13 protein-coding genes are annotated in these 26,241 nt (G+C 62.2%); 6 read left to right on the forward strand and 7 right to left on the reverse strand.

Translation table 11 applies throughout. The features are described 5' to 3' along the window. Positions 1–1,531 precede the first annotated feature (1,531 nt). Both ACWUI2_RS04360 and ACWUI2_RS04365 read left to right on the forward strand, forming a co-directional pair. A complete protein-coding gene (locus tag ACWUI2_RS04360; protein WP_486981643.1) occupies positions 1,532–3,469 on the forward strand; it encodes a sodium:solute symporter family protein in 1,938 nt (645 codons plus the stop codon). 317 nt (positions 3,470–3,786) lie between these two features. Continuing rightward, positions 3,787–4,923, forward strand: coding sequence for an ATP-binding protein (locus ACWUI2_RS04365; protein ID WP_486981644.1), 1,137 nt, complete (start codon positions 3,787–3,789; stop codon positions 4,921–4,923). A 26-nt stretch (positions 4,924–4,949) separates the two neighbouring features. Here ACWUI2_RS04365 and ACWUI2_RS04370 read toward each other — a convergent pair whose 3' ends face one another. From ACWUI2_RS04370 to metH, 3 genes are all read right to left on the reverse strand, one after another. Next, the gene (locus ACWUI2_RS04370) at positions 4,950–5,969 is read right to left on the reverse strand and encodes a M28 family peptidase (RefSeq protein ID WP_486981645.1); all 1,020 of its coding nucleotides are present in this window, start codon (positions 5,967–5,969) and stop codon (positions 4,950–4,952) included. 282 nt (positions 5,970–6,251) lie between these two features. Next, positions 6,252–10,193 (reverse strand): ATP-dependent RNA helicase HrpA, encoded by a 3,942-nt coding sequence (gene hrpA / locus ACWUI2_RS04375; protein ID WP_486981646.1) that lies wholly within the window; start codon positions 10,191–10,193, stop codon positions 6,252–6,254. Between the two features lie 860 nt (positions 10,194–11,053). Next, positions 11,054–14,785 (reverse strand): methionine synthase, encoded by a 3,732-nt coding sequence (gene metH, locus ACWUI2_RS04380; RefSeq protein ID WP_486981647.1) that lies wholly within the window; start codon positions 14,783–14,785, stop codon positions 11,054–11,056. 353 nt (positions 14,786–15,138) lie between these two features. On the opposite strand from metH, the gene ACWUI2_RS04385 reads away from it, so the two are divergent. The 3 genes from ACWUI2_RS04385 to ACWUI2_RS04395 all read left to right on the forward strand — a co-directional run bounded on the left by ACWUI2_RS04385 (position 15,139) and on the right by ACWUI2_RS04395 (position 18,544). Then, complete coding sequence (locus tag ACWUI2_RS04385; RefSeq protein ID WP_486981648.1) at positions 15,139–16,011, forward strand: metallophosphoesterase; 873 nt, start codon at positions 15,139–15,141, stop codon at positions 16,009–16,011. A gap of 269 nt (positions 16,012–16,280) precedes the next feature. Further along, positions 16,281–17,336, forward strand: coding sequence for a hypothetical protein (locus ACWUI2_RS04390; protein ID WP_486981649.1), 1,056 nt, complete (start codon positions 16,281–16,283; stop codon positions 17,334–17,336). A 68-nt stretch (positions 17,337–17,404) separates the two neighbouring features. After that, complete coding sequence (locus tag ACWUI2_RS04395; RefSeq protein WP_486981650.1) at positions 17,405–18,544, forward strand: alginate lyase family protein; 1,140 nt, start codon at positions 17,405–17,407, stop codon at positions 18,542–18,544. Between the two features lie 3,664 nt (positions 18,545–22,208). Here ACWUI2_RS04395 and ACWUI2_RS04400 read toward each other — a convergent pair. Then, a complete protein-coding gene (locus tag ACWUI2_RS04400) occupies positions 22,209–22,769 on the reverse strand; it encodes a cob(I)yrinic acid a,c-diamide adenosyltransferase (protein ID WP_486981651.1) in 561 nt (186 codons plus the stop codon). A gap of 120 nt (positions 22,770–22,889) precedes the next feature. On the opposite strand from ACWUI2_RS04400, the gene ACWUI2_RS04405 reads away from it, so the two are divergent. Then, positions 22,890–23,882 (forward strand): GNAT family N-acetyltransferase, encoded by a 993-nt coding sequence (locus ACWUI2_RS04405; protein WP_486981652.1) that lies wholly within the window; start codon positions 22,890–22,892, stop codon positions 23,880–23,882. Between the two features lie 69 nt (positions 23,883–23,951). Here the strand turns inward: ACWUI2_RS04405 and rsfS are convergent, their stop codons facing one another. The 3 genes from rsfS to ACWUI2_RS04420 form a co-directional block, all read right to left on the reverse strand. Continuing rightward, positions 23,952–24,365, reverse strand: a complete 414-nt coding sequence (rsfS, locus tag ACWUI2_RS04410; protein WP_486981653.1) for a ribosome silencing factor — start codon at positions 24,363–24,365, stop codon at positions 23,952–23,954. Beyond that, complete coding sequence (gene nadD, locus ACWUI2_RS04415) at positions 24,366–24,956, reverse strand: nicotinate-nucleotide adenylyltransferase (RefSeq protein ID WP_486981654.1); 591 nt, start codon at positions 24,954–24,956, stop codon at positions 24,366–24,368. Between the two features lie 154 nt (positions 24,957–25,110). Then, a complete protein-coding gene (locus tag ACWUI2_RS04420) occupies positions 25,111–26,223 on the reverse strand; it encodes a sigma-70 family RNA polymerase sigma factor (RefSeq protein WP_486981655.1) in 1,113 nt (370 codons plus the stop codon). Positions 26,224–26,241 lie beyond the last annotated feature (18 nt).

The following is a 26,241-nucleotide window of genomic DNA, read 5'->3' on the forward strand; positions in this document are numbered from 1 at the left end:
GGGCTTACGCCCTCCAGCCCAGGGTTGAGCCGAGGGAAACGAGGCCTACCCTGGGAACCGATTCCCGAGAGCCACGAACCGCAACGCGGTTCCGCCCGTCTTCGAGCCACCACCGGGCGCAACCCCTTTGGGGTAGAACGACTCGTGGGACCAAGACCCAGGGTAGCCCCGCATTCGCGCGGCAACCCTGGGCTGGAGGACGAAACGCCGTTGGCGTATTAGGCAAAGTGGCGACCGGCACCGGTGCCGCAGTTCCATAGCCCAACGGGCTTACGCCCTCCAGCCGAGGGTTGAGCCGAGGGAAACGAGGCCTACCCTGGGGAAACGATTCCCGAGTGCCACGAACCGCAACGCGGTTCCGCCCGTCTTCGAGCCACCACCGGGCGCAACCCCTTTGGGGTAGAACGACTCGTGGGACCAAGACCCAGGGTAGCCCCGCATTCGCGCGGCAACCCTGGGCTGGAGGACGAAACGCCGTTGGCGTATTAGGCAAAGTGGCGACCGACACCGGTGCCGCAGTTCCATAGCCCAACGGGCTTACGCCCTCCAGCCGAGGGTTGAGCCGAGGGAAACGAGGCCTACCCTGGGAACCGATACCCGACGCCACCGAACCGCAACGCGGTTCCGCCCGTCTTCGAGCCACCACCGGGCGCAACCCCTTTGGGGTAGAACGACTCGTGGGACCAAGACCCAGGGTAGCCCCGCATTCGCGCGGCAACCCTGGGCTGGAGGACGAAACGCCGTTGGCGTGTTAGGCAAAGTGGCGACCGACACCGGTGCCGCAGTTCCATAGCCCAACGGGCTTACGCCCTCCAGCCCAGGGTTGAGCCGAGGGAAACGAGGCCTACCCTGGGGAAACGATTCCCGAGAGCCACGAACCGCAACGCGGTTCCGCCCGTCTTCGAGCCACCACCGGGCGCAACCCCTTTGGGGTAGAACGACTCGTGGGACCAAGACCCAGGGTAGCCCCGCATTCGCGCGGCAACCCTGGGCTGGAGGACGAAACGCCGTTGGCGTATTAGGCAAAGTGGCGACCGACACCGGTGCCGCAGTTCCATAGCCCAACGGGCTTACGCCCTCCAGCCCAGGGTCGGGCCGAGGGAAACGAGGCCTACCCTGGGGAAACGATTCCCGAGGACCACGAACCGCAACGCGGTTCCGCCCGTCTTCGAGCCACCACCGGGCGCAACCCCTTTGGGGTAGAACGACTCGTGGGACCAAGACCCAGGGTAGTCCCGCATTCGCGCGGCAACCCTGGGCTGGAGGACGAAACGCCGTTGGCGTATTAGGCAAAGTGGCGACCGACACCGGTGCCGCAGTTCCATAGCCCAACGGGCTTACGCCCTCCAGCCGAGGGTTGAGCCGAGGGAAACGAGGCCTACCCTGGGGAAACGATTCCCGAGAGCCACGAACCGCAACGCCGTTCCGCCCGTCTTCGAGCCACCACCGGACGCGGGCCGGGGCGCAACCTCTTCGCTCCGCCAAACGGACCCTTTACATGCCTTTCTCCAATTGGCATAATCGACACGCTATGCTCGATTTGTTCATTCTGCTGGCTTTCGTCGCTTACGCGATCACGGCCGGGTTCCGGGCCCGGCGGGCCGCCTCGAAAAACCTCACCGAATATTTCCTGGCCGGACGGACCGTCAAGGGTTGGCGGGCCGGGGTCAGTATGGCGGCCACCCAGTTCGCCGCCGACACCCCGTTGCTCGTCACCGGCCTGATCGCCACCGCCGGGGTCTTTGCCCTCTGGCGGCTTTGGATCTACGCCCTCGCCTTTCTCCTCCTCGCCTTCATCCTCGCCCAACTCTGGCGCCGGGCCCGGGTGTTGACCGACGCCGAGTTCACCGAGGTCCGCTACAGCGGAAGGGGCGTCCTCGGTCTCCGGGTGCTCAAGGCCTTTTATTACGGGACCGTTTTCAATTGCATCGTCATGGCCTGGGTTCTGTTCGCCGCGGTCCGGATCACCGAAATCTTCCTCCCTTGGCACCTTTGGCTCCCCGGCGGCCTCTACAAGCCGTTGCTCAACTTCATCACCTGGACCGGCTTCAACCTCGGGAGCGGCTTCGTCGACCTTCCGCCGGAAACGGCGACGTTGAACAACATCATCAGCGTCCTTCTCATCCTCGGGTTCACCGCCCTCTACGCCACCACCGGCGGACTGCGCAGCGTCATCTCGACCGACATCCTCCAGTTCGCGATCATGATGGTCGGCACCATTCTCTACGCGGTTTACGTCCTCCGCCACGAGGCGGTCGGCGGACTCGGAGGGCTCAGCCGGAACGTGGTCGAAATCTACGGCGAGGAGCGCGCCACCCAGATGCTTTCCTTTTGGCCGCCTCCCGGGGAGTTAGTGATTCCGTTTGTCATGGTGATCGCCATCCAATGGTTCGTGCAGATCAACAGCGACGGCACCGGATACCTCGCCCAACGCGCCATGGCTTGCACCTCCGACCGCGAAGCTCGGATCGCCGGAGTCGTTTTCACCTGGCTGCAGATTTTCGTCCGTTCGATCGTTTGGCTGATCATCGGGGTCGGCATCCTCGTTATTTATCCGTTCGCCACCGGCGACGTCGACGCCGACGGATTCACCGCCGGACGGGAGATCCTCTTCGCCACCGGCATTGACGAACTCCTGCCGGTAGGGATCCGGGGGCTGATGTTGACCGCGATGCTGGCCGCCCTCGCTTCGACCCTCGACACCCACCTCAACTGGGGGGCCTCCTATTGGAGCAACGACATTTACCGCCGCCTCATCTGCGAAACCTGGAAGAAACGCGAACCGGGACACCGGGAACTGGTCGTCGTCGCCCGCCTGTCGAATATCCTGATCGTGGTCATCGCCCTGATCGTCATGGCCAACCTTCAATCGATCCAGCAAGCCTGGACGATTTCCCTCCTCTTCGGCGCGGCGGTCGGACCGGTCCTGGTCCTCCGCTGGCTCTGGGAACGGATCAACCTCTGGTCCGAAATCACCGCCATCGCCCTCAGTCTCTTCATCGCCCCCCTCCTCCTCTTCCTCGGCGGCGAGATCGGTCCGGCCGGTCTGACCGCGAACTGGGAAGGACTGGTGGAACGCAACCCGTTCGCTGGCGCGGTCCACGCCGGACTCTCCGAAGAATGGATACGCCTGGTCACAATGGGCGGACTCGCGATGCTGGCCGCCGTCGCCAGCGCCTTCCTCGCCCCTGGCACCGACCCGCAGATCCTGCGGAAATTCTATGAAAAGGTCCGGCCGGCCGGTTTCTGGAAAAAGACGGCAGCGAACTTCGGACCGAAAGAAAAAAATCCCGCCCGCGAACTCGGCGTCCATCTGGTCACCCTCGTTCTTTGCGCGGCATCGCTCTTCCTCCTACTCAGCGGCATCGGCCGCCTGATGATCCCGGCCCCCGGCATCTCCACCGCCGTCAGCTGGACCCTCCTCCTCATCGGCGCCGCCCTCGTCCCGCTCTGGTGGAAACGGGCTTGAGGACCGCAGATGGGCGCAGATTGGCGCAGATTGATGCTGAATTCTCGGGAAGGAAGTGTGTGTGTAACCGAAAAAGACGCAAAGAGCGCAAAGGAAGATTGTAGCGATGAAGCCACGAGATTCCCATGAGGAAGACATGCTCTGATGGAAATCGAATCTTCGAAAGACTCGCGACGAATCCACCATCCCGTTACCGGCTCCAAACGGTTCAATTCCGCAATCCACCTCGGATTTGACTTGATTTATTTTGGTATTTCAAGATATAACTTTGAAACAGCAAAATGATTCCCCGTGAAATCACTCCACATTTTCGGACGATGTTCGAAAAATATCCGGTCGTGACGGTTACCGGTCCCCGGCAATCCGGCAAGACGACCTTGGTGCGGGCGACATTTCCGGATTTGCCGTATGCGAACCTCGAGCACCCGCCGACCCGGGAATTCGCCCGTTCGGATCCGGAGGCGTTTCTAAAGCAATTGGGAGATCGGGGAGCGATCATTGATGAGATCCAGAGAGTTCCGGATCTTACTTCATACCTGCAGGTGCGGGTAGACGCGATGGGAAGTCCCGGCAAATACATCCTGACCGGAAGTCACCAATATTCCCTGCGTGAAGCGATCAACCAATCCCTGGCGGGCCGAACCGCGATCTTGCGGCTGCTTCCATTGAGCCTCACCGAACTCGCCTCCCAGAACCGGCGGACCGACACCGATTCCCTCCTGCAACTCGGGGGTTATCCACGGGTTCACTCCGATCACATTCCGCCGAGCCAAGCTTACAGCGACTACTTCGAAACCTACTTGGAGCGGGATCTCCGGCAGATGCTGCGAATCAAAGATCTCGGCCTCTTCGAGCGGTTCGTCCGGCTTTGCGCCGGGCGTGTCGGGCAACTCCTGAACCTCAACAGCCTTGCCGCTGATACCGGCATCTCCCAGCCAACCGCGCGAGATTGGTTGTCGGTCTTGGAAAGCAGCTTTGTCATCTTTACCCTCCAACCATGGTCGACCAATGTCGCCAAGCGCTTCATCAAACGGCCAAAGCTTTACTTTTGCGACACCGGATTAGCTGTTTGGCTTTCAGGAGTCACCCAAACTTCCCAGCTCGCCAACCACCCCTTGCGCGGCGCCTTTTACGAGAATCTCGTGGTTTCCGAGGCTCTGAAGACCCACTTCAACACAGGTTCAACCGCCCCCTTGTCATTCTTTCGGGATCAAACCGGCAACGAGATCGACCTTCTCATCCAACGTGGCGGACAAATTCAGCCGGTTGAAATCAAATCGGGCATGACCCTCAGTCCGGCGTGGCTGGATCGACTCAAGTGGTTCGGACGAACCTTCCCCGACTTGGTCAGTCCTCCCTCCTTGCTGGTCCATCCCCGCGACGACATCCAGGAACGAACCGGGATCACGCTCACCGATCACTGGAACTTCCCCCGCTTCCTGACCACCCAGTAACGCGCTTCCGTATTCAAAAAACCGATTTACCGCCCTTCCCGCGCCAGATCGACAATCACCGCTTCGGCGCCTTTCACGATGCGGGCCATCCGGTGATAATCGAGGTGTTCGGGCAGATCCTGCGACGTATGGTAGTAGGGATATCGATACGGCGCCGTATCGGTCAGCATGAAGGCGGGGTAATCGAATTGCCAGAACGCCCAGTGGTCGGACCAGCCGACGCCCGGAACCCGCTCCGGCACCGCCGCCCCTTCCGAGGGAAAATCGACCGCCCGGCGGAAGGTTTCGATCGAACTCCGGATCAAGGGACCGGATCCGACGTTGCCGATGAAGGCGATGAAATTGCCGGTGTCGGGATAAATCAAATTGAAGGGAAACGGATATTCCTGACTCCCGGGTTCGTCCGAAAAATACCCAATCGTTTCCAAGCTGATCATCGCCAAAATCCCCATTCCTTCCGCCGACGCCTCCCGGGCGTAGCGGTAGCTCCCCATATCCTCGCTCCCGAAATGCGGGGCCTCCTCATTCGCGAACGCCACCAGCCGGACCGTCCGCTCCAACTTCCGTCCGGCCAACAACTCCGCCAACGCCAACACCCCGGCCACGCCGGAGGCGTTGTCGTTCGCCGCCGGACTCCCCGGCACCGAATCGAAGTGAGCCCCAACCACAATGTTCTCCTGCGGGACTTCACTGCCCGGAAGAACCACCTCCAAGTTGTAACAGGTCACCCCCTGCACCTCGAACGACTGGCGCACCACCGTGTAGCCGAGATCACGAAACCGTTCCTCGATGTAGTCCGCCGCCGCCCGATATGCCGTCGGAGCTCCGACATGCCGCACCCCGATCTCCTCCGCAAGCGCGACCACATCGGCCCGCAATGTTTCCGCCAACCGTTCCTCCTCCTCGGTCCACGGCGGCAACTCCCCTCGAAACGAACTCCCGGGCATCCGGATCATGATCGCCCAAAAGATAATCCCGATCGTGATCACCGCGAGCGGAATCCCGACGATCAAACGGATCAACGCAGCCTTGTTGATGATCTCCATGGTGATCTAAAATCGCACCCAACGGAACATTTTCCAACTTTTTTAACCGCAGATAACACAGATAGGCGCAGATGAACCGTTTTTTTAACCACGGAAAGAAAGGCATAAGACACGGAAAAGAGAGGCACGTCTGTGCCACGCAGTTGAGTGAAACAGGCATTCCTGCCTGTCTGCCTCCCCACCCCTCTTGTCTTTCTTTCCGTGTCTTATGCCTTTCTTTCCGTGGTCAATTCCTCCCTCTTCGCGATCTTTGCGTCCTTCGCGGTTAAGTTACTTTTTCCTTCACCCGAAGGCCGCGATCTTCTCTTCCAGTTTCTTTTCCGAAACCTTGATCGGCGTCCCGAGTTCCTGGGCGTAAACCGACACCTTGAACTCTTCGATCATCCAGCGGAGTTCCTCCAGCGCCGCGCGCGAATGCCCTTTCTTCGACGCTTCCGCTTCCAATCGATCCAACGCCTTTACAAACCGCTCCACCCGACCGCTCTTCTCCGCGTCTTTCACCGGGTTCGCCCGCGCCCGCTCGGCCCTGATCAACAGGGCTTGCAAGTACCGCGACAGATGGGGCAAGCGGTCATACGGCACCGTCACCAAAAAGTCAGGACGGACCAATCGACCGACTTCCGCCTTCAACCAGTCCGCCGCCAGCTTCCCGGTCAACACTTCCTGCCGTTTCCGCAAAATGTCCCCGACCCGGTCGGCCAACTTCAACGGCAACCCCCGCATCTCCACCCGCGCCCGTTCCAAAAGCCGGTCGAACCGCGCCTTCTCCAACGGCAAGACCGGTTCGCGCAGGAAGAGATATTGCACGAGATTCCGATACCCCGCTTCTTCCAAATCGACCGTTGGATTGAGCGTCACGTAATACGGTCCGAGTTGCCGCAGCGCCTTCAAATCCTTCCGCAACCAGGCGAGGTCCTTCCCGGCTTCGTGTTCGCACAACGCCAGAAGCCCGTCGCGGGTCGCCCGTTCCGCTTCCTCCCCCGACCGAAACAGCCGGAGACTCACCGTGCCATCCTTTTCCGCCCGCAACCCGGGAAACGCTTCAACCGGGATCCCGGCCAAATCCCCGACCCGAATCTTCTCCGGCACGTCCCCGAAAACCCAAGAGGTGACGCCGTGGCGCTCCCATTTTTTCGCCGCCTCCTGCCACCCCGACAACGACGCGGCCCCAACCCCTTCCCGAGTCCGGGCCTCGACCGAGCGCTTGAAATTCGCCGCCACTTTCTCCCAATCCCGGCCCGCCACCAAAGTCCGGTTTTCCTTGTCCGTCACCTCGATCCGCGGCCGCAAATGCTCGGGCACGTTTTCATCGGTCCATTCGTCCGGAGTGATCCGCACCCCGTAACGCTCGCCGATTTCCTCCGCCAGCACTTCCGTCAACGGCCGGGGCGAGGGTCGCAAGACGTGCAACAACTCCTGGACTTTGTCGCCGATCGGAAAGAGTTCCTTCCGTTTCGCCTTCGGCAAACCGCGCAACAGGCAATCGATCCGCTCCTCCAAATATCCGGGCACCAGCCAATCGAGCATTCCCGGTCTCAGCGCGTCGAATTGACCGATCGGCACTTTCAAGGTCACCCCGTCGGTTTCCTCTCCCGGACGATAGACGTATTCGAGCGGCAATGACGCTCCGCCGATGTCGACTTGCGCCGGGAAAGCCCCGCCCTCGACCTCCGGACCGTTCCCTCCGAGGAGATCTTTCTCCCGCAACCGCAAAAACCGGTCGTCTCCTTTTTCGCCGATCAACTTTCGCAACGCCGCCACCGAGGAGATCTCGCCGATCCGGTCGCGATAAAACTGATACAGGCGCTCCTCCATCGCCCAGGCGACGCTCTGCCGCAAACGGGTTTGCATCTCCTCCACCCCGCGCCGGACTTCCCGGTTGTGCTCCAGGAAGGGGAGCCGTTCCAGCACGGTGTCTTCGACAAGCCCTTCCCGAATGAAGATCTCGGCCGCCTCCGCCGGGTTCGCCCGGTCGTAGCCGACCCAGCGGCGGACGATTTCCAATCCGTAGAGCAGGACCCGTTCGCGTCCGAGCACCCGGCCGGCTTTCGGATCCCACCGGGGTTCCTTGATCGATGTTTTGAACAGGTGCTTGCCGAGTTCCAATATCCACGGAGCCTCCACCCGGGCCGCCGTCCGCGCATACAGTCGGGTGGTGTCGAGCCACTCGCCCGCGACGATCCATTCGGGCGGTTGCTTGCCTTTCGGAACCGGCGGCTTCTTTCCTTTTGCCGCCGACGCCTTCGCCGCCTTCTGACTGAACAACGCCGACCCCGGAAAGAGCATCGCGGTCCGGCTGTGGGTCGCCCGGTAAAAATTGCCGTTGTCGCGCTGGGCCACATTGCCCAGAAGCCCGCTCAGGATCGCCCGATGGATCGCGTCGTAATCGGCCTCCAACTCGCTCAAGCGGTACTGGTCGAGGTCCTTCAACACATAGACGATCTGCTGATGGATGTCCCGCCACTCGCGCATCCGGGTATAGGAGAGAAAATGTTTTTTGCAGAACTTGCGAAGCTGTCCCTGACTCAACCGCTCGGTCTCGTCGTGATACGCCCGCCAGATATTCAGCAGCGTCATGAAGTCGGACTCCGGGTGGACGAACCGCCGGTGCATTTCGTCGGCCGCCTCGCGTTTGTCCATCGGACGTTCCCGCGGGTCCTGGACGCTGAGTCCCGCCCCGATCACCAGCACCTCCCGGAGCGATTGTTCCCGCCGCGCCTGCAAGAGCATCCGGCCAATGGTCGGGTCGACCGGCAGATGGGCCAACTGACGGCCGACCGGGGTCAACTCCCGTCGCTCATCCAACGCCCCGAGATCCTGCAACAACATGTAACCGGCCTTGATCGCCCGCTCCCCCGGCGGATCGATGAACGGAAACGTCTCCACATCCCCGAGCCGAAACGCCTTCATCCGCAGAATCACCGCCGCCAGATTCGACCGCAGGATCTCCGGCGGCGTGAACCGGGGACGGCTTACGTAGTCTTCCTCCGAATACAACCGAATGCAAACCCCTTCCGAGACCCGACCGCACCGCCCCTTCCGTTGATCGGCGCTGCTTTGCGAGACCGGCTCCACCGGCAACCGCTGGGTCCGGGTGTGCGGACTGAACCGGCTGATCCTCGCCGTCCCGGTGTCGATCACGAAACGGATTCCGGGGATCGTCAGCGAAGTCTCGGCGATATTGGTGGCGATGATGATCTTGCGCCGCTGCGAACGCTGGAAAATCCGTTGCTGGTCACCACCGCTCAACCGTCCGAACAGCGGCAACACCTCGCTGTTGGGCAACCGGCGGGCCTCGATCAGATCCCGGGTTTCCCGGATATCCCGCTCCCCGGGCATGAAAATTAAAACATCTCCGGCGGTCCGGCTTTGCACGATTTCCTCGGTCGCCGCCACCGCCGCCTCGATCGAAGTGAGTTCGCCTTCCTCCTCCAGAAACTGGTCCAACGGACGGTAAACCACCTCGACCGGATAGGTCCGTCCGGACACCTCCACCACCGGCGCGCCGTCGAACGCCTTCGAGAACGCTGCCGGATCGATGGTGGCGGAGGTAATGATGATTTTCAGGTCCGGGCGCCGCTTCCGGAGCAAAAGCAGATGGCCGAGCAGGAAGTCGATGTTGAGGCTCCGTTCGTGCGCCTCGTCGATGATGATCGCATCGTATTCGGAAAGATCCGGATCTCCCTGGGTCTCGGCCAGCAGCAGGCCATCGGTCATCATTTTGATGTAAGTCCGCGGCGAAGTCTTGTCGGAAAACCGGATCTTGCAACCGACCGCCTCGCCCCAAGGCACCCTCAACTCCTCGGCGATCCGTTGCGAGACCGAAAGGGCCGCCACCCGTCTCGGCTGGGTGCAGGCGATCTTGCCCGCCACCCCGAGCCCGGCTTCCAAACACATCTTCGGGATCTGGGTGGTTTTCCCCGACCCGGTCTCCCCGGCGATCACCAGCACCGGATGTTCCCGGATCAACCGCACGATCTCCTCCCGCCGCTCCGAAACCGGCAACTCCGGCGGATAAGTGACGGTCGGCAGTTGCTCCCGCCGCCGTTGCCAAATCTCATGCGACCGCCGCAACCGCCCCGCGAAACGCTCGACGACTTTGGATCGGCCTGCGGGCGGGGTGTCATCCACCGCCCGTTCGAGTTTCAACCGATCGACCGTCAAACACTCGGTCAACGGCGGCAGCCCGGGAAAGGAAGAATCACTCTGAGTCGGCCTCGACATTGAATCGGAAAAAGGAACTAAAATCGCCGCCCCCGCCCCCCGGCGCAACCGTCAAATGCGAACGTCATCCTCCGACGACAGGACGCCCCCGTGTGACACAGACATTCCTGTCTGTGCCCCGGGCAGAAACCACCGGCAGGAATGCCGGTGTCACAACACTGAGGCGGGCCGCCTCACCCACCTTGGTGCCTTCGGATCGTTCGGCGGAACCAGAGTTTCCTAGCCCAAACGGGCTTACGCCCTCCAGCCCAGGGTTGAGCCGAGGGAAACGAGGCCTACCCTGGGGGCACGATACCCGGTACCACGAACCGCAACGCGGTTCCGCCCGCGTTCGAGCCACCATCGCACGGGGGCCCGGGCGCAACCCCTTCGGGGTAGATCGTCGCGCGACCAAGACCCAGGGTAGCCCCGCTTCGCGCGGCAACCCTGGGCTAAAGGGCGAAACGCCGTTGGCGTATACCTTGGATCTTACGCCAAACAGATTCCTTCGCCGCAAGCGGCCCCCATAGCCCCAACGGGCTTACGTCCTTCAGCCCAGGGTTGAGCCGAGGGAAACGAGGCCTACCCTGGGAATCGATACCCGCCCCCACCGAACCGCAACGCGGTTCCGCCCCCCGATTCGAGGCACCATCGCACGGAGGCCCGGGCACAACCTCTTCGAGGTAGACCGTCTCCGCGCGACCAAGACCCAGGGTAGCCCCGCATTCGCGCGGCAACCCTGGGCTGAAGGGCGAAACGCCGTTGGCGTAAATACCCAAAGTGGCGGGGCCGTCCCGGCTCCGTGCGGTTCCCAAGGCTCCGTATGCTGGGCTGAACCCATGCACTGAGGCGGGACGCCTCACCCACTTTATCTTTATCAATCAGGCTTCGACGGCGGCGGGGGCCGCTTCGGGTTGATACCCGAGGTTCGGGGCGAGCCACTTTTCGACTTCCTCAACCGTCATTCCTTTGCGTTGGGCGTAATCTTCCACCTGGTCGCGGGTGATCATTCCGACCGCGAAATAACGGCTTTCCGGATGGGCGAAATAGAGGCCCGAGACCGAACTGGCCGGGGTCATGGCGCAGTTTTCGGTGAGCTCGATGCCCGCCGTCTCTTTCGCGTTCAACAACTTGAACAACGTCCGCTTCTCCGTGTGATCCGGGCTCGCCGGATAACCGGCGGCCGGACGGATTCCGCGATAGCGCTCGCGGATCAGGTCGTCGGGCGAGAGATCCTCGCCTTTACCATATTGCCAGAACTCGCGGACCTTCTTGTGCATGCATTCCGCGAAGGCTTCCGCCAGACGGTCACCCAGGGCCTTCGCCATGATCGCGGTGTAATCGTCGTGCTCGGCTTCGAATTGTTTCGCGAACTCTTCCACCCCGTGCCCGGCGGTCACCGCGAAGGCGCCGAGATAATCGATCCGCCCCGATCCCTTCGGCGCGACGAAGTCGGCCAGAGCGTAGTTCGGTTTGCCGTCGGCCTTGATGTTTTGCTGACGCAAGGTGCGGAAGGTGGTCACCACTTTCGAACGATCCTCGTCGGCGTAAAGCTCAATGTCGTCGCCGACGCTGTTGGCTGGCCAGAATCCGATCACCCCGCGGGCGGTGAAAATCTTCTCCTCGACGATTCGCTTGAGCAACGCCTGGGCGTCGCGGAACAGATCGCGGGCCTGGGCGCCGACCACTTCGTCGTCGAGAATTTTTGGATACCGGCCGGCCAACTCCCACGCCTGGAAGAACGGAGTCCAGTCAATAAACTCGGTCAGTTCCTCCAACGAGAAATGGTCGAAGCTCCGCAGACCGAAAAACTCGGGCCGGTCGATCGGGAGCGTCGGCCAGTCGTAGACCGGACGCTCCTCGCGGGCCGCTTCCAGGGTGTGGAGTTTCCGTTCCTTCTGACGGCCGAAATGGCGCTCGCGGAGGCGTTCGTGGTTGGCTTCGACTTCCTTTACGTAGCCGTCGCGGGCGGTCTCGCTGAGGAGGTTGCTCACCACCCCGATCACCCGGGAGGCGTCCAACACATGGACCACCGGCTCGGCGTAGGCAGGGGCGATCTTCACCGCGGTATGGGCCGGACTGGTGGTGGCGCCGCCGATCAACAGCGGCACCTTCATGCCGCGCCGGGACATTTCCGCCGCGACATGGACCATCTCGTCGAGCGAGGGAGTGATCAGGCCGCTCAAGCCGACGATGTCGGCTTTTTCCTCGACCGCCTTGTCCAAAATCTTGTCGGCCGGAACCATCACCCCGAGGTCGACCACGTCGTAGTTGTTGCAGGCGAGCACCACCGCGACGATGTTTTTGCCGATGTCGTGGACATCCCCCTTGACGGTGGCGATGAGGAACTTCGCTTTCGGCCGGGCGTCGCCGAGCCGTTTCTTTTCCTCCTCCATAAACGGCATCAGGTAGGCGACCGCCTTCTTCATCACCCGGGCGCTTTTCACCACCTGGGGGAGGAACATCTTCCCGGCGCCGAACAAGTCGCCGACCACCCGCATCCCGTCCATCAACGGTCCTTCGATCACCTCGAGCGGGGCGGCGTATTGCTGCCGCGCCTCCTCAGTGTCCTGATCGATATGGGTGACGATTCCCTTGACCAACGCATGGGAGAGACGCTCCTGGACCGTTCCTTCGCGCCAACTCTCGGTTTCCTTAACCTTGGCCTTGTCGTCGGCCTTGTAGGATTCGGCGAAATCAATCAATTGCTCGGTCGCGTCGGGGTGCCGATTCAAGAGCACGTCCTCGACCTTCTCCAGGAGGTCCTTCGGAATCTCGTCGTAAACCGCCAGCATCCCGGCGTTGACGATCGCCATGTCGAGCCCGGCCTTGATCGCGTGATAAAGGAACGCCGAGTGCATCGCCTCGCGGACAGGATTGTTGCCGCGGAAGGAGAAAGAGATGTTGCTGACCCCGCCGCTGACCTTGCAGTGGGGGAGGGTCGCTTTGATCTCCCGGACCGCTTCGATGAAATCGACCGCGTAGTTGTTGTGCTCCTCGATGCCGGTGCCGACGGTCAGAATGTTCGGATCGAAAATGATGTCGTTCGGGTCCATCCCGACCTTCTCGGTGAGAAGGTTGTAAGCGCGGGTGCAGATCCGGACCTTGTCGTCCTTCGTCGCCGCCTGCCCTTCTTCGTCGAAGGCCATCACCACCACGGCGGCCCCGTAACGCATGACCAGGCGGGCCTGTTCGAGGAACTTTTCCTCGCCTTCCTTCAAGCTGATCGAGTTGACCACGCATTTCCCCTGGGCGCAGCGCAAACCGGCCTCCAGAACCGACCATTTCGAACTGTCGATCATGATCGGAATCCGGGAAATATCCGGTTCCGAGGCGACCAGGTTGAGAAACCGGGTCATCGAAGCCTCGCTGTCGAGGAGGGCTTCGTCGAAATTGACGTCGAGAATGTTGGCGCCGTTCTCCACCTGCTGGCGGGCGACCGTGAGCGCGCCGTCGAAATCATCGGCCTTGATCAACTTCTTGAACCGGGGCGATCCGGTGACATTGGTCCGCTCGCCGACCACGATGAAACCGCTGTCGGGCCCGATGGTCAGGGCTTCCAAACCGCTCAACCGGGTGCGGGGCGGCACCTCCGGGATTTGGCGGGGTTTGAAATCGATCAACGCGGTCCGGATCGCCGCGATGTGCTCCGGCGTGGTGCCGCAGCAACCCCCGATGATGTTGAGCCAGCCGTTTTTGGCGAACGGCCGCAGGACGCTCGCCATGTGCGCCGGGTCCTGATCGTACTCGCCGAAGGCGTTCGGCAAACCGGCGTTCGGATAGCAACTGAGCGCGCAATTCGCCAGCCCAGAGAGTTCCTCGATGTAGGGACGCATCTCCTCGGCGCCGAGCGCGCAATTGATCCCGACCGCCAATGGCCGGGCATGGGCGACCGAATTCCAGAACGCCTCGACGGTCTGCCCCGACAACGTCCGGCCGGAAGCGTCGGTGATCGTCACCGACAGCCAGACCGGCAGCCGCACCCCGGTATTTTCGAAGAACGATTCCAAGGCGAAAATCGAGGCCTTCAGATTGAGCGTGTCGAAAGTGGTCTCCGGCAAAAGCAAATCGACGCCCCCGTCGACCAACGCCTCGATCTGTTCGTAGTAGGCGTCGACCAACTCCTGGAACGTGACCGCCCGGTATTCGGGCCGGTTGACGTCCGGGGAGAGGGAGGCGGTCCGGTTGGTCGGCCCGAGGGCGCCCGCGACGAAACATTTCCGCCCCGGATTTTCCTTCTGGAATTTCTCCACCGCCTGCCGCGCGACCTGCGCCGACGCCCGGTTCAACTCCGGCACCAGATCCTCCATCGCATAATCGGCCTGGGAGATGCGGGTCGAGTTGAAGGTGTTGGTCTCGATGATGTCGGCCCCGGCCTCGAGAAACCGCCGGTGGATTCCCTCGATTACATCCGGACGGGTGATCGAGAGTAAATCGTTATTCCCCTGCAAATCGCTCGGATGATCGGCGAACCGCTCGCCCCGGAAATCGTTTTCCCCCAGCTTCTCCTTCTGGATCATCGTCCCCATCGCCCCGTCGAGGACCAGGATCCGCTCCTTCATCAACTCACGGAGCTCGTTCGCCACCGGATGTTCCTTTTGCTGTTTCGTCATATCTCGAAAAAATCTGTCGCCGCTCCCGTCTCCCAACCGACTTCCGGCCGGACGGTTCTTCGCACAATAAATCAACATATTTTGATACGTTGATATGAAATAGCAAACGGAAATACTCCCGTAGCGATGAAGCCGCGCTTCATCGACCGCGTCCGCTCACCGTAGTCGGGTTGGCTCCGCCGCCCGACCGCAGCGGTCGGAGCGATCCGAACGATATTGATGTCGCGCGTCGCGGCCGAGACGGCTCCCTCGTCGTTTCGTGATCTTTTAGCAGACGGGCTCTTTCGCCCGAGGAACCCTCGCGACATCTCTCCCCTTGATCCATCGGGCATCCTCCGCTATTCTTCTCCTCAATGTCATCCGGTTCGCCCATTCGCATTTTATCCGATCTCCACGTCGGCCATCCGGCCTCGCTGGTGAAGGACGTCCGGCAAATCGCCCCGCTGGTGGAGGGAATGACCAAAATCGTTTTCAACGGCGACACCGTCGAGCTCCGCTTGACCCGCCTCCGTTCCCGCGGGTTGCAGGCGCTGAAGGAATTGCGCCAACTCTGCCAAATCCACGAAGCCGAAGCGGTCTTCCTCAACGGCAACCACGATCCCGACGTCTCCTCCCGAAACCACCTCGATCTGATGGGCGGCCGGGTGTTCGTCACCCACGGCCATGCGCTGTTTCCCGCGATCACTCCATGGGGACGCGACGCCGACCGGCTCCGGGAACACCATCGTTTGGCCCTGGAAGAACTCGTCGGCGACCGCGACCCGACCTTGGAGGAACGGCTCGAAGCGGTCACCCGCGCCGTGCTCCGGGTGCCGCCGAAGGAAGGACGATCCCCGCAAACCGCCCTGGAATGGACCGCCGCCGCCCTTTCCGAACTGGCCCATCCGCTCCGGACCTTCGAAGTGTTGCGGGCTTGGTTCACCGCCCCGCGGCTCGGCCACGCCCTCGTCAGCCGGCATCGCCCTCTCGCCCAATGCGTCGTCACCGGGCACACCCATTTTCCCGGATCCTGGCGCCGCGAGGACAAATTTTTCATGAACACCGGGGCTTTCCTCCCCGGATTCGGCCGCCGCCTGATCGACCTCGCCCACGACGAAGTGGTGATGCGGCAAATCGAATGGACCGGCACCCATTTCCGTCCCGGCCGGGAAATTGGCCGCTGGACCATCGGCGCCACCGAGATCGATCCCACCGGAGCCCGCCAAGCCGGCGCGACCAACTGGTAAAGGGGAGCGCCCCCCTCACCGACGGTCTCCGGTAGCATCCCGGCTTTCGCCGGATGAAGGGGAGCGGCGCGCTTCAGCCGCCGGCGTTGGACGGACGAGAGTTACGGACGATCCCCCTCACCGACGGTCTTCGGCTAAAGCACGAAGGTCCGGTAGCATCCCGGCTTTCGCCGGAGGAGGGGGCGGCGCGCTTTCGCCGGATGAGACCGTTCCGCAAGAATTACGTTGAGCCGTCCGGGGAAAGCGGTCAGAACGTTTTTCAAATCCCGATGAATGCCAGAAACGAACTTTCGGTGGCGAAATGGCCTTTTTTTGTGGCGGATGGCGTGCTGGTGGCCGCCGCCGGACTCACCCTCTGGTTTTCCTCCTCGCCACCCGGCCCCGGGGCCGTCGCGACCGCCGTCCTGCTATTGGTCGCGGGCGCAGTGGTCTCATTGATTCCTTTCTTCGTCGAATTCTATTGGAATTGGCAGGAACGCGAGAGCGCCATCCGCGATCAACTCGACTCCCGCCAACACCACCTCGCCAAACTCACCGCCGAGGTCGAAGCGGTCGTCTCCGCATGGGAACGGGCCTCCGCCCACGGTCCGGCCACCGCCGAACCGTCCAGAAACCCCGCCGCCCAATTCGAGGAAATGGCCCAGATGCTCCAACAATGGCAGGCCCAACTCGAAAAACGGGAAGAACGGCTGTCCGCCGAATTCGACCGCCTTCTCGAGCAGATTTCCGCCTCCCGGATCGCCCCAAACCCACACGCGCACGTGCAACTGCATGAGCACCCGAATGCGACGGCAGACTCCGGTCCCGACGATTTTGACGCGGAATTCACCGCCGATCCAAGTCCCGAAACCGATTGGGACGAAGCACCCGAAAAATCTTTCGACGAAACGCCTGACGAAGAGGATTTCCCCGAAGCGGTCCCCGTGGCCAGCAACGCTCCCGATGAAATGGATGCGGAAATCGAAGCAGAGGCGCCGGAGGAACCGGAAGCTCCCGCTCCGACGCCCCGCAAGCGGAAGTCGGCCGGCGCGAAACCGAAGATTAAAGAAGAGACCGGTATTTCGCTTTTCTCCACCACCACCCTGATCGCCACCGCCTTCATCGGCGCCGGAAACCGCCTGTTCATCCGCGGCGACGGCCCCGGGCTCAGTTGGGAGGAAGGGGCGATGATGCAATTCGTCGAAATCGGCAAATGGAGTTGGACCACCGCCGACGCCGACGGTCCGATCAAGATCCAGGTTTTCAAAAACGACGAGGAACCCGACAAAGCCGGCGTCATCACTGTAGAACCGGGCCAAACCGTCAACCTTCGCCCGGAGTTTTGATCCGCTCCGGACTTCCGCAAACACCACCCTCCCGCCCCCGTCGGCGGGACCCGCGCCACCGCATTATCGTGAATCATTCCGCACTCCTCCTCGACCGCCGGGAATTGACCCGCTCCAAACAAGCGGCCGCGAACGGCCATCCGGCCCTCGCCGCCGCCCTCGCCGACCTCCGCCGCGCGGCGGATGAGGCGCTGAAAGCCGGACCGTTCTCCGTAACCCACAAGTCCGGACTCCCCCCGAGCGGCGACCGGCGCGACTTTATGTCGGTCGGACCGTATTGGTGGCCCGATCCCGTCCAGCCGGACGGCTTGCCCTACATTCGCCGCGACGGTGAAATCAATCCGGAGAGGACCAACGACACTTTCGACAACGTCCGCGCCGACGAAATGGTCGAAACGGTGAAAACCCTCGCCCTCGCCTATCACCTGACCGGCAACGAAACTTTCGCAGAGCGGGCGGCCGGGCTGCTCCGGGTCTGGTTCCTCGACAACGAAACCCGAATGAACCCCCATTTGGAATACGGCCAAGCCATCCCCGGACGGGTGGAAGGCCGCGGCATCGGCATCATCGACACCGTCGGATTCATCGGTCTGGCCGACGCGGTGCTGTTGTTGCGCGACTCCCCGCACTGGTCCGACTCCGACCACCAAAAACTGCAAGCCTGGTTCGCCGACTATCTCGACTGGCTGAAAACGAGCGACAAAGGGGCCGCCGAACAGCGTCACCATAACAATCACGGAACTTGGTTCGACGCCCAAATCGTCGCCTTCGCCCTTTTCGCCGGTCAACCGGACCTGGCCCGGCAACAGGTGGAAAACTTCACCCTCGCCCGTCTCGAAGCCCACATCGAGCCCGACGGACGACAACCGCACGAACTCGAACGGACCTTGTCGTTCGATTACAGCATTTACAATCTCACCGCCTTCCTCCAGATCGCCCGGATGGCCGAATCGATCGGGCTCGATCTGTGGAAACACGAAAACCAACGGGGCGGAACCCTCCGCAAAGCCGTCGATTTCCTGCTCCCCTACCTCCGCGAGCCCGCGAGTTGGTCGCATCAACAAATCCGCGCTCCCCGCCTCGACGAGCCGGCCGCGGTCCTCCTCGCCCTGGCCTTCCACGGCTACCGCCTCCCGGAATACCTCGAAGCGATGCCCGCCCACGGCCCGACCCACCTGATGTTTCCAGCCACCCTCCTCGACCACTGAAAATAAGAAAGTGGGAAAGTGGGTGAGGTGAGGCGTCCCGCCTCCGAGCCGAAGCCTTTTCCAACGCACTGAGGCGGGACGCCTAACCCACTTTGGGACCTTCGGCTCTTACGCCGGATCCAGAGTTTCGCATAGCCCAACGGGCTTACACCCCTCCAGCCCAGGGTTGAGCCGAGGGAAACGAGGCCTACCCTGGGAACCGATCCCCGACGCCATCGAACCGCAACGCGGTTCCGCCCGTCTTCGATCACGGTCGATCTCCCCATACCGCGGGCCGGGGCGCAACCTCTTCGAGGTAGATCCTCTCGCGACCGATACCCAGGGTAGCCCCGCATTCGCGCGGCAACCCTGGGCTGGAGGACGAAACGCCGTTGGCGTATTAACCCAAAGTGGCGGGACCGTCCCGGCTCCGTGCCGAGCATCAAACCTCGACCTCAACGGACCAGACGGAGCTGGTCCCTCCCCCGAATCCAACGCACTGAGGCGGGACGCCTCAGCCACTTTGGGACCTTCGGCTCTTCCGCCGGATCCAGAGTTTCGCATAGCCCAACGGGCTTACACCCCTCCAGCCCAGGGTTGAGCCGAGGGAAACGAGGCCTACCCTGGGGACCGATACCCGACGCTACCGAACCGCAACGCGGTTCCGCCCGTCTTCGATCACGGTCGATCCCCCATACCGCGGGCCGGGGCGCAACCTCTTCGAGGTAGATCCTCTCGCGACCGATACCCAGGGTAGCCCCGCATTCGCGCGGCAACCCTGGGCTGGAGGACGAAACGCCGTTGGCGTATTAACCCAAAGTGGCGGGACCGTCCCGGCTCCGTGTGTCCCAAGCCAACTGATCTGGCCGCCGCAGCCCACGGACCGCACCACCACCGCACACGGAGGCGGGACGCCTCCGCCACTTTGTGGCGACCGACACCGGTGCCGCAGTTCCATAGCCCAACGGGCTTACGCCCTCCAGCCCAGGGTTGGGCCGAGGGAAACGAGGCCTACCCTGGGGACCGATACCCGACGCCAACGAACCGCAACGCGGTTCCGCCCGTCTTCGATCACGACCGATCCCCCATACCGCGGGCCGGGGCGCAACCTCTTCGAGGTAGATCCTCTCGCGACCGATACCCAGGGTAGCCCCGCATTCGCGCGGCAACCCTGGGCTGGAGGACGAAACGCCGTTGGCGTATTAACCCAAAGTGGCGGGACCGTCCCGGCTCCGTGCCGAGCATCAAACCTCGACCTCAACGGACCAGACGGAGCTGGTCCCTCCCCCGAATCCAACGCACTGAGGCGGGACGCCTCAGCCACTTGGGACCTTCGGCTCTTACGCCGGATCCGGAGTTTCGCATAGCCCAACGGGCTTACACCCTCCAGCCCAGGGTTGAGCCGAGAGAAACGAGGCCTACCCTGGGGACCGATACCCGACGCTACCGAACCGCAACGCGGTTCCGCCCGTCTTCGATCACGGTCGATCCCCCATACCGCGGGCCGGGGCGCAACCTCTTCGAGGTAGATCCTCTCGCGACCGATACCCAGGGTAGCCCCGCATTCGCGCGGCAACCCTGGGCTGGAGGACGAAACGCCGTTGGCGTATATGTCAAAGTGGCGGGGCCGTCCCGGCTCCGTGTGTCCCAAGCCAACTGATCTGGCCGCCGCAGCCCACGGCACCGCACCAGCACCGCACACTGAGGCGGCACGCCTCACCCACTTTGGGACCTTCGGCTCTTACGCCGGATCCAGAGTTTCGCATAGCCCAACGGGCTTACACCCTCCAGCCCAGGGTTGAGCCGAGGGAAACGAGGCCTACCCTGGGAACCGATACCCGACGCCAACGAACCGCAACGCGGTTCCGCCCGTCTTCGATCACGACCGATCCCCCCATACCGCGGGCCGTGGCGCAACCCCTTCGAGGTAGATCGTCTCGCGACCGAGACCGAGGGTAGCCCCGCATTCGCGCGGCAACCCTGGGCTGGAGGACGAAACGCCGTTGGAGTATATTCCCAAAGTGACGGGGCCGTCCCGGCTCCGTGTGTCCCAAGCCAACTGATCTGGCCGCCGCAGCCCACGGCACCGCACCACCACCGCACACGGAGGCGGGACGCCTCCGCCACTTTGTGGCGACCGACACCGGTGCCGCAGTTCCATAGCCCAACGGGCTTACGCCCTCCAGCCCAGGGTTGAGCCGAGGGAAACGAGGCCTACCCTGGGAACCGATACCCGACGCTACCGAACCGCAACGCGGTTCCGCCCGTCTTCGATCACGGTCGATCCCCCATACCGCGGGCCGGGGCGCAACCTCTTCGAGGTAGATCGTCTCGCGACCGAGACCCAGGGTAGCCCCGCATTCGCGCGGCAACCCTGGGCTGGAGGACGAAACGCCGTTGGAGTATATTCCCAAAGTGACGGGGCCGTCCCGGCTCCGCGTGTGTCCCAAGCCATCCGTCCGAGCAAACATCCGTGGTTCCGCACCGACGCGGGACGCCTCACCCACTTTGGGACCTTCGGCTCTTCCGCCGGATCCAGAGTTTCGCATAGCCCAACGGGCTTACACCCTCCAGCCCAGGGTTGGGCCGAGGGAAACGAGGCCTACCCTGGGGGACCGATCCCCGACGCCATCGAACCGCAACGCGGTTCCGCCCGTCTTCGATCACGGTCGATCCCCCATACCGCGGGCCGGGGCGCAACCTCTTCGAGGTAGATCCTCTCGCGACCGATACTCAGGGTAGCCCCGCATTCGCGCGGCAACCCTGGGCTGGAGGACGAAACGCCGTTGGCGTATATTCCCAAAGTGACGGGGCCGTCCCGGCTCCGCGTGTGTCCCAAGCCATCCGTCCGAGCAAACAGCCGTGGTTCCGCACCGACGCGGGACGCCTCACCCACTTTGGGACCTTCGGCTCTTACGCCGGATCCAGAGTTTCGCATAGCCCAACGGGCTTACACCCTCCAGCCCAGGGTTGGGCCGAGGGAAACGAGGCCTACCCTGGGGACCGATACCCGACGCTACCGAACCGCAACGCGGTTCCGCCCGTCTTCGATCACGACCGATCCCCCCATACCGCTGGCCGTGGCGCAACCCCTTCGAGGTAGATCGTCTCGCGACCGAGACCCAGGGTAGCCCCGCATTCGCGCGGCAACCCTCGGCTGGAGGACGAAACGCCGTTGGCGTATATTCCCAAAGTGACGGGGCCGTCCCGGCTCCGCGTGTGTCCCAAGCCATCCGTCCGAGCAAACAGCCGTGGTTCCGCACCGACGCGGGACGCCTCACCCACTTTGGGACCTTCGGCTCTTACGCCGGATCCAGAGTTTCGCATAGCCCAACGGGCTTACACCCTCCAGCCCAGGGTTGAGCCGAGGGAAACGAGGCCTACCCTGGAAACCGATACCCGACGCCAACGAACCGCAACGCGGTTCCGCCCGTCTTCGATCACGACCGATCCCCCATACCGCGGGCCGGGGCGCAACCTCTTCGAGGTAGATCGTCTCGCGACCGAGACCCGGGGTAGCCCCGCATTCGCGCGGCAACCCTGGGCTGGAGGACGAAACGCCGTTGGCGTATTAACCCAAAGTGGAGGGGCCGTCCCGCCCTCCGCGCCGAGCACCAAGCCTCGACCTCAACGGACCAGACGGAGCTGGCCCCCCCCCGAATCCAATGCACTGAGACGGGACGCCTCACCCACTTTCCGCCGCCCGGGCCAGCAACCAAAGGAGGTCCGACAATCGGTTCAAATATTGCAACAGAATCGGGCGCACCGGAAAGCCCGTTTCCGTCAACCCGACCAATCGGCGCTCCGCCCGCCGGGCCGCCGCCCGCGCCGTCTCCAAGGAGGCTTCGTGCAAATTCTTGCCAGGAAGCGCCCACCCGTTGAATCCGCCGGTGACCGCCTCCAATTCATCGACCCAACGATCGAGCGCGGTCAAATGCTCCTCCCCGATCCGGGGGAATTTCGACTCTTGATACCGGTTCTGGTCGTCCGCCGACGCCGATATTTCCCCCATCAATCCAATCAGATCGCGCTGAAAGGTCTCCAAACGACCGACCGCCTCCCCGGGGATAGTCGGGGCGGTTGCTTTCGCCATCGCGAGCGCCGCACAGAGTTCGTCGACCGCGCCGCCCGCTTCGATCTGGGGATGCGATTTCGGCACCCGCTGGCCGTAAAGCAGGCTCGTCTCTCCGGCATCCCCCCGCCGGGTCGAGATCGACCCGCCCCCCTTTCCTGTCCGTTCCGTCATAACCGCATAGGCTGCCAAGCGTCGTCAAACAAGGCAACGATTCCCGGTTGCCCAAAAGTATTTTGCGGTTTTGTTCCCGAAGATTGACTCGCTCGATCAAACCGAGAGTAACTTGATCGCATGTCCGAGACACGCCCTGCTCGACCCCACGAATACGATGCCATCCTGCGTTTCCTGGCTGCCGCCTACCGCCAGCCTTACGATTTCTTCCCCCTGAATTACCCGGGATGGTGGGGGGAGCACACCGACTTTTCCCGAATCTGGCTGAGCCTCACTCCCGACGGGATCGCCGGCCTGGTCCGCGTTTTCCCGCTCCGGCTGGTGATGGGCCAAACAACGATTACGGTGGGCGGCATCGGATCGGTCGCCACCTCGCCCGCCGCCCGAGGCCAAGGGCACATGCATCACACGATGCGAAAAGCGGTCGTCGCGATGCAAGGAGAATTCCCCCTCTCCGTTCTGTGGGGAGACCGCCACCGTTACCGCCCCTGGGGATACGAACACGGCGGTAGTTGCCCACATCTTCGGATCACCCCCCGGGGACTGATGAAATCCAACATCGTCCCGGCCGACCCGATCCGATTCCGGGGAGAACCTGAACTCCTGCAACGTATCCAAACGCTTCATTCGGAATGGCCGTTCCACCGCCTGCGGGAGCCCCACGAGGACGCCCTCTCCTATGCCAGGCCCGATCTGATCACCTGGCTGGCCGGGCGCACCGACCCCGACGGCTACGTCGTGTACTCAAGCCATAACGACCAAGTCAAAATCATGGAATTCGCGGGGAGGCCCGGAACCGTCCTGTCGCTGTTGGCCGCGGTTTTTGCAGAGACCGGCTCTTCCGAAGTGACGTTGGTATTTCCCGCCCGCGAAGTCGTGGCCGAAGCCTATTGGAACGTCGCCACCGGTTGGTCGATCCAAGCCGGAGGGATGATCAAAATCCTCGATCTCGGGGAGGTGATCGACCGGTTCCGTCCCTGGCTGCTGGAAGATCATGCCGCCACCGATTCGACCCTGTCGACCTTACCCGACCCGCAGGTGGTCGACCGTATTTTCGGGGTCGGACGAACCGGCGCGGCCCCCTTCTTCTGCTGGCCGCTCGATCACATTTAAGAAGGCGCCAATTCGGTCGCCGCCCCCCTTTGCCATAGCCAGGTTGGCTTCGCCGTCCGAGACGCAGCCTCAACGTCCGCGCTGTTGGCCCGCCGGCTCGGGGGCCGAAACAAATTGGCCCGCGTCGATCTCTTGACCGTCTTTCCAGAGGGAATCGAGGCGGTAGAGGTCCCGCATGTCCGGGGTGAAGAGATGCACGATCACATCGTGCGCGTCGAGAACGGTCCAACCGGTTTGGGGGTTCATTTCATGCCCGACGATGTGATGCTTTTCCTCTTTCAACACCCGTGCCACCTCTTGGGTGAGGGCTCGCAAATGAGGTTCGGAGTTTCCGGTGGCGACAATCAGGTAATCCGTGATCGAGGAGAGCCGGCTGACATCGAGGATTTTGATGTCTTCCGCCTTTTTGTCATCCAAGGCCCGGCAGCAGAGCCCGACCATTTGAAGCTTAGGATCGCTGGGCTTTTCCTTTGGTTTTTTCATTTATTGATAGAGATTCCGTTCATAAATGTAACTTATTACGGGTTCAGGGAGAAGAAAGTGCAATGGCCGTTTTTCACGAGTTCGCTGGCGAACCTCCGTCGAGCTGATTTCGACCTGATGGGAACGGAGCCGGTGCAGGCGGAGCCCCGGGATCGGCGGGGTTTCCGGATCCGGATAACCCGGACGCCGCAAGCAGGCGAATTCGGCCATGCGACAGAGTTTTTCGATTTCCTTCCACCGATGGAGTTTTTCCACCTGGTCGTGACCGATGATCCAGAGCAAGGTGGCATCCGGATGTTGTTTTCGCAAAGCCGCGATCGTCTCCACCGTGTAACTCACCCCCCCGCGCGCGAGTTCGATTTCGCAGACTTGGAAGGCCGGATTCAAACAGGTGGCGAGCCGGATCATTTCCAACCGGTCCTCGGGAGAAGTCCGGTAACCGGCGTCGCGCAACGGAGCCTGGGCCGCCGGAACGAAGTGAAGGGAAGTCAGCGCCAGCTGTTCCAGCGCATCTTGGGCGGCGATCAGATGTCCATGATGGATCGGATCGAAACTCCCGCCGTAAAATCCCAGCCGAACGCTTTGGGTCACACTTTTACCCTGTTCCACCGGAGGGCATTAGGCAATGCAAAAGGTTGAGGCGCTCCCCTCAACAAACAGCTCATCACGTTGGAGTTCGGCATTCATGCGACCTTCGGACCCTCGGAAAAGGCCCGGCTGTCTGAAGCCGGATGGGTCTCCTTCCTCAGGTAAAAATCTCCGCCAGATACGGGGCCAGAACTCCTTCGAGCTTTTGCAGCGCCCGCTTTTCGCGCATGCTGACCTGTTGGTGGGAAATCCCGATCGCCCGGGAGATTTCCGCCAACGTCTTCCCCTCGCCGTGGCCGTTCAAGCCATACCGCAACTCCAGCACCTCGCGCTGCTTATCGGTCAGGCCGGCAATCAACATCCCGACCAAATCCCGGAGGTCCTTCCGCATGATCTGCGACCGGGGCGAACTGGCGTCCTCATCGGGAATCTGCTCCGCCAGACTGCCACTCTCGTCGTAAACCTCATTTAATGAGATACTTGGTTGGCGCAGTTGCTCCATCAACACCGCCATCTTGCGGGCGACCTGCTCGTCCGGCTGACCCGGCTTCGAATCGGCTTTGGTGTCCTGCCGTAACGTTTTCGAGGCCAGATTGATCGGAACATGAACCGGAAACCGTTCCCCCATCATGTAATTCTTCACCTGACGGCGAATCCACATCTGAGCGTAAGCCCCGAGAGAAGTCTTCGAGGTGTCCGCCTTGTCGATGGCATGGAGCAAAGCCAAACAACCTTCTTGCATACAATCGTGGCGCTTCGACGAATCGAAGACGATCCGATTGACCATCCGTTCGATCAAATCCTGGTAATTGAAAAACAAGAGCGCTTGAGCGTGTTTATACCGCCGGTGCTCCTTGGAAAGGGCGAACAACAAGGCCTGCTGAAACTTAAGCCATTGACTGACAGACAAATGCTCGTCAAGATCAAGGCTCGAAAACAGATCGAGACCAAAATGAGCGCTCAAACGGACGGCGTGACAGGCCGGAAACAGGTGCCGGTATCGCGGAAGCATCCACCGGATGAGTGAATACTTGTTCTCGATCAGCAAGGCATTGAGCGCCGGACGGAGCCCGATCCCTTTGCGCGGACCAGGCAGTTGCAGTTCCTCAAGTCCCTCGGCCAAAAGCGCTTCCCATTCCGGGACCCGCAGCATCCATTCGAGACGTTCCCGATAGGAAGCAATGATTTGCCGGGAAACAGTTTCCTCAAGGCTCGGCTCAAAAACTTGCGCGCGAGCCCCATCCATCGCTTCTGACTCAGGGGAATGCATCGGAGGAATTTATCTTAC

It is taken from the genome of Verruconatronum alginivorum, assembly GCF_056590205.1.

Excerpts from the sequence above, each read along its gene's own strand:
- ACWUI2_RS04365 (WP_486981644.1), top strand. The coding sequence starts at position 3,787 with ATGTTCGAAAAATATCCGGTCGTGACGGTTACCGGTCCCCGGCAATCC.
- rsfS (WP_486981653.1), bottom strand. The coding sequence starts at position 24,365 with ATGAAAAAACCAAAGGAAAAGCCCAGCGATCCTAAGCTTCAAATGGTC.
- ACWUI2_RS04370 (WP_486981645.1), bottom strand. The coding sequence starts at position 5,969 with ATGGAGATCATCAACAAGGCTGCGTTGATCCGTTTGATCGTCGGGATT.
- ACWUI2_RS04420 (WP_486981655.1), bottom strand. The coding sequence starts at position 26,223 with ATGCATTCCCCTGAGTCAGAAGCGATGGATGGGGCTCGCGCGCAAGTT.
- ACWUI2_RS04405 (WP_486981652.1), top strand. The coding sequence starts at position 22,890 with ATGTCCGAGACACGCCCTGCTCGACCCCACGAATACGATGCCATCCTG.
- metH (WP_486981647.1), bottom strand. The coding sequence starts at position 14,785 with ATGACGAAACAGCAAAAGGAACATCCGGTGGCGAACGAGCTCCGTGAG.
- ACWUI2_RS04400 (WP_486981651.1), bottom strand. The coding sequence starts at position 22,769 with ATGACGGAACGGACAGGAAAGGGGGGCGGGTCGATCTCGACCCGGCGG.
- hrpA (WP_486981646.1), bottom strand. The coding sequence starts at position 10,193 with ATGTCGAGGCCGACTCAGAGTGATTCTTCCTTTCCCGGGCTGCCGCCG.
- ACWUI2_RS04360 (WP_486981643.1), top strand. The coding sequence starts at position 1,532 with ATGCTCGATTTGTTCATTCTGCTGGCTTTCGTCGCTTACGCGATCACG.
- ACWUI2_RS04390 (WP_486981649.1), top strand. The coding sequence starts at position 16,281 with ATGAATGCCAGAAACGAACTTTCGGTGGCGAAATGGCCTTTTTTTGTG.
- ACWUI2_RS04385 (WP_486981648.1), top strand. The coding sequence starts at position 15,139 with ATGTCATCCGGTTCGCCCATTCGCATTTTATCCGATCTCCACGTCGGC.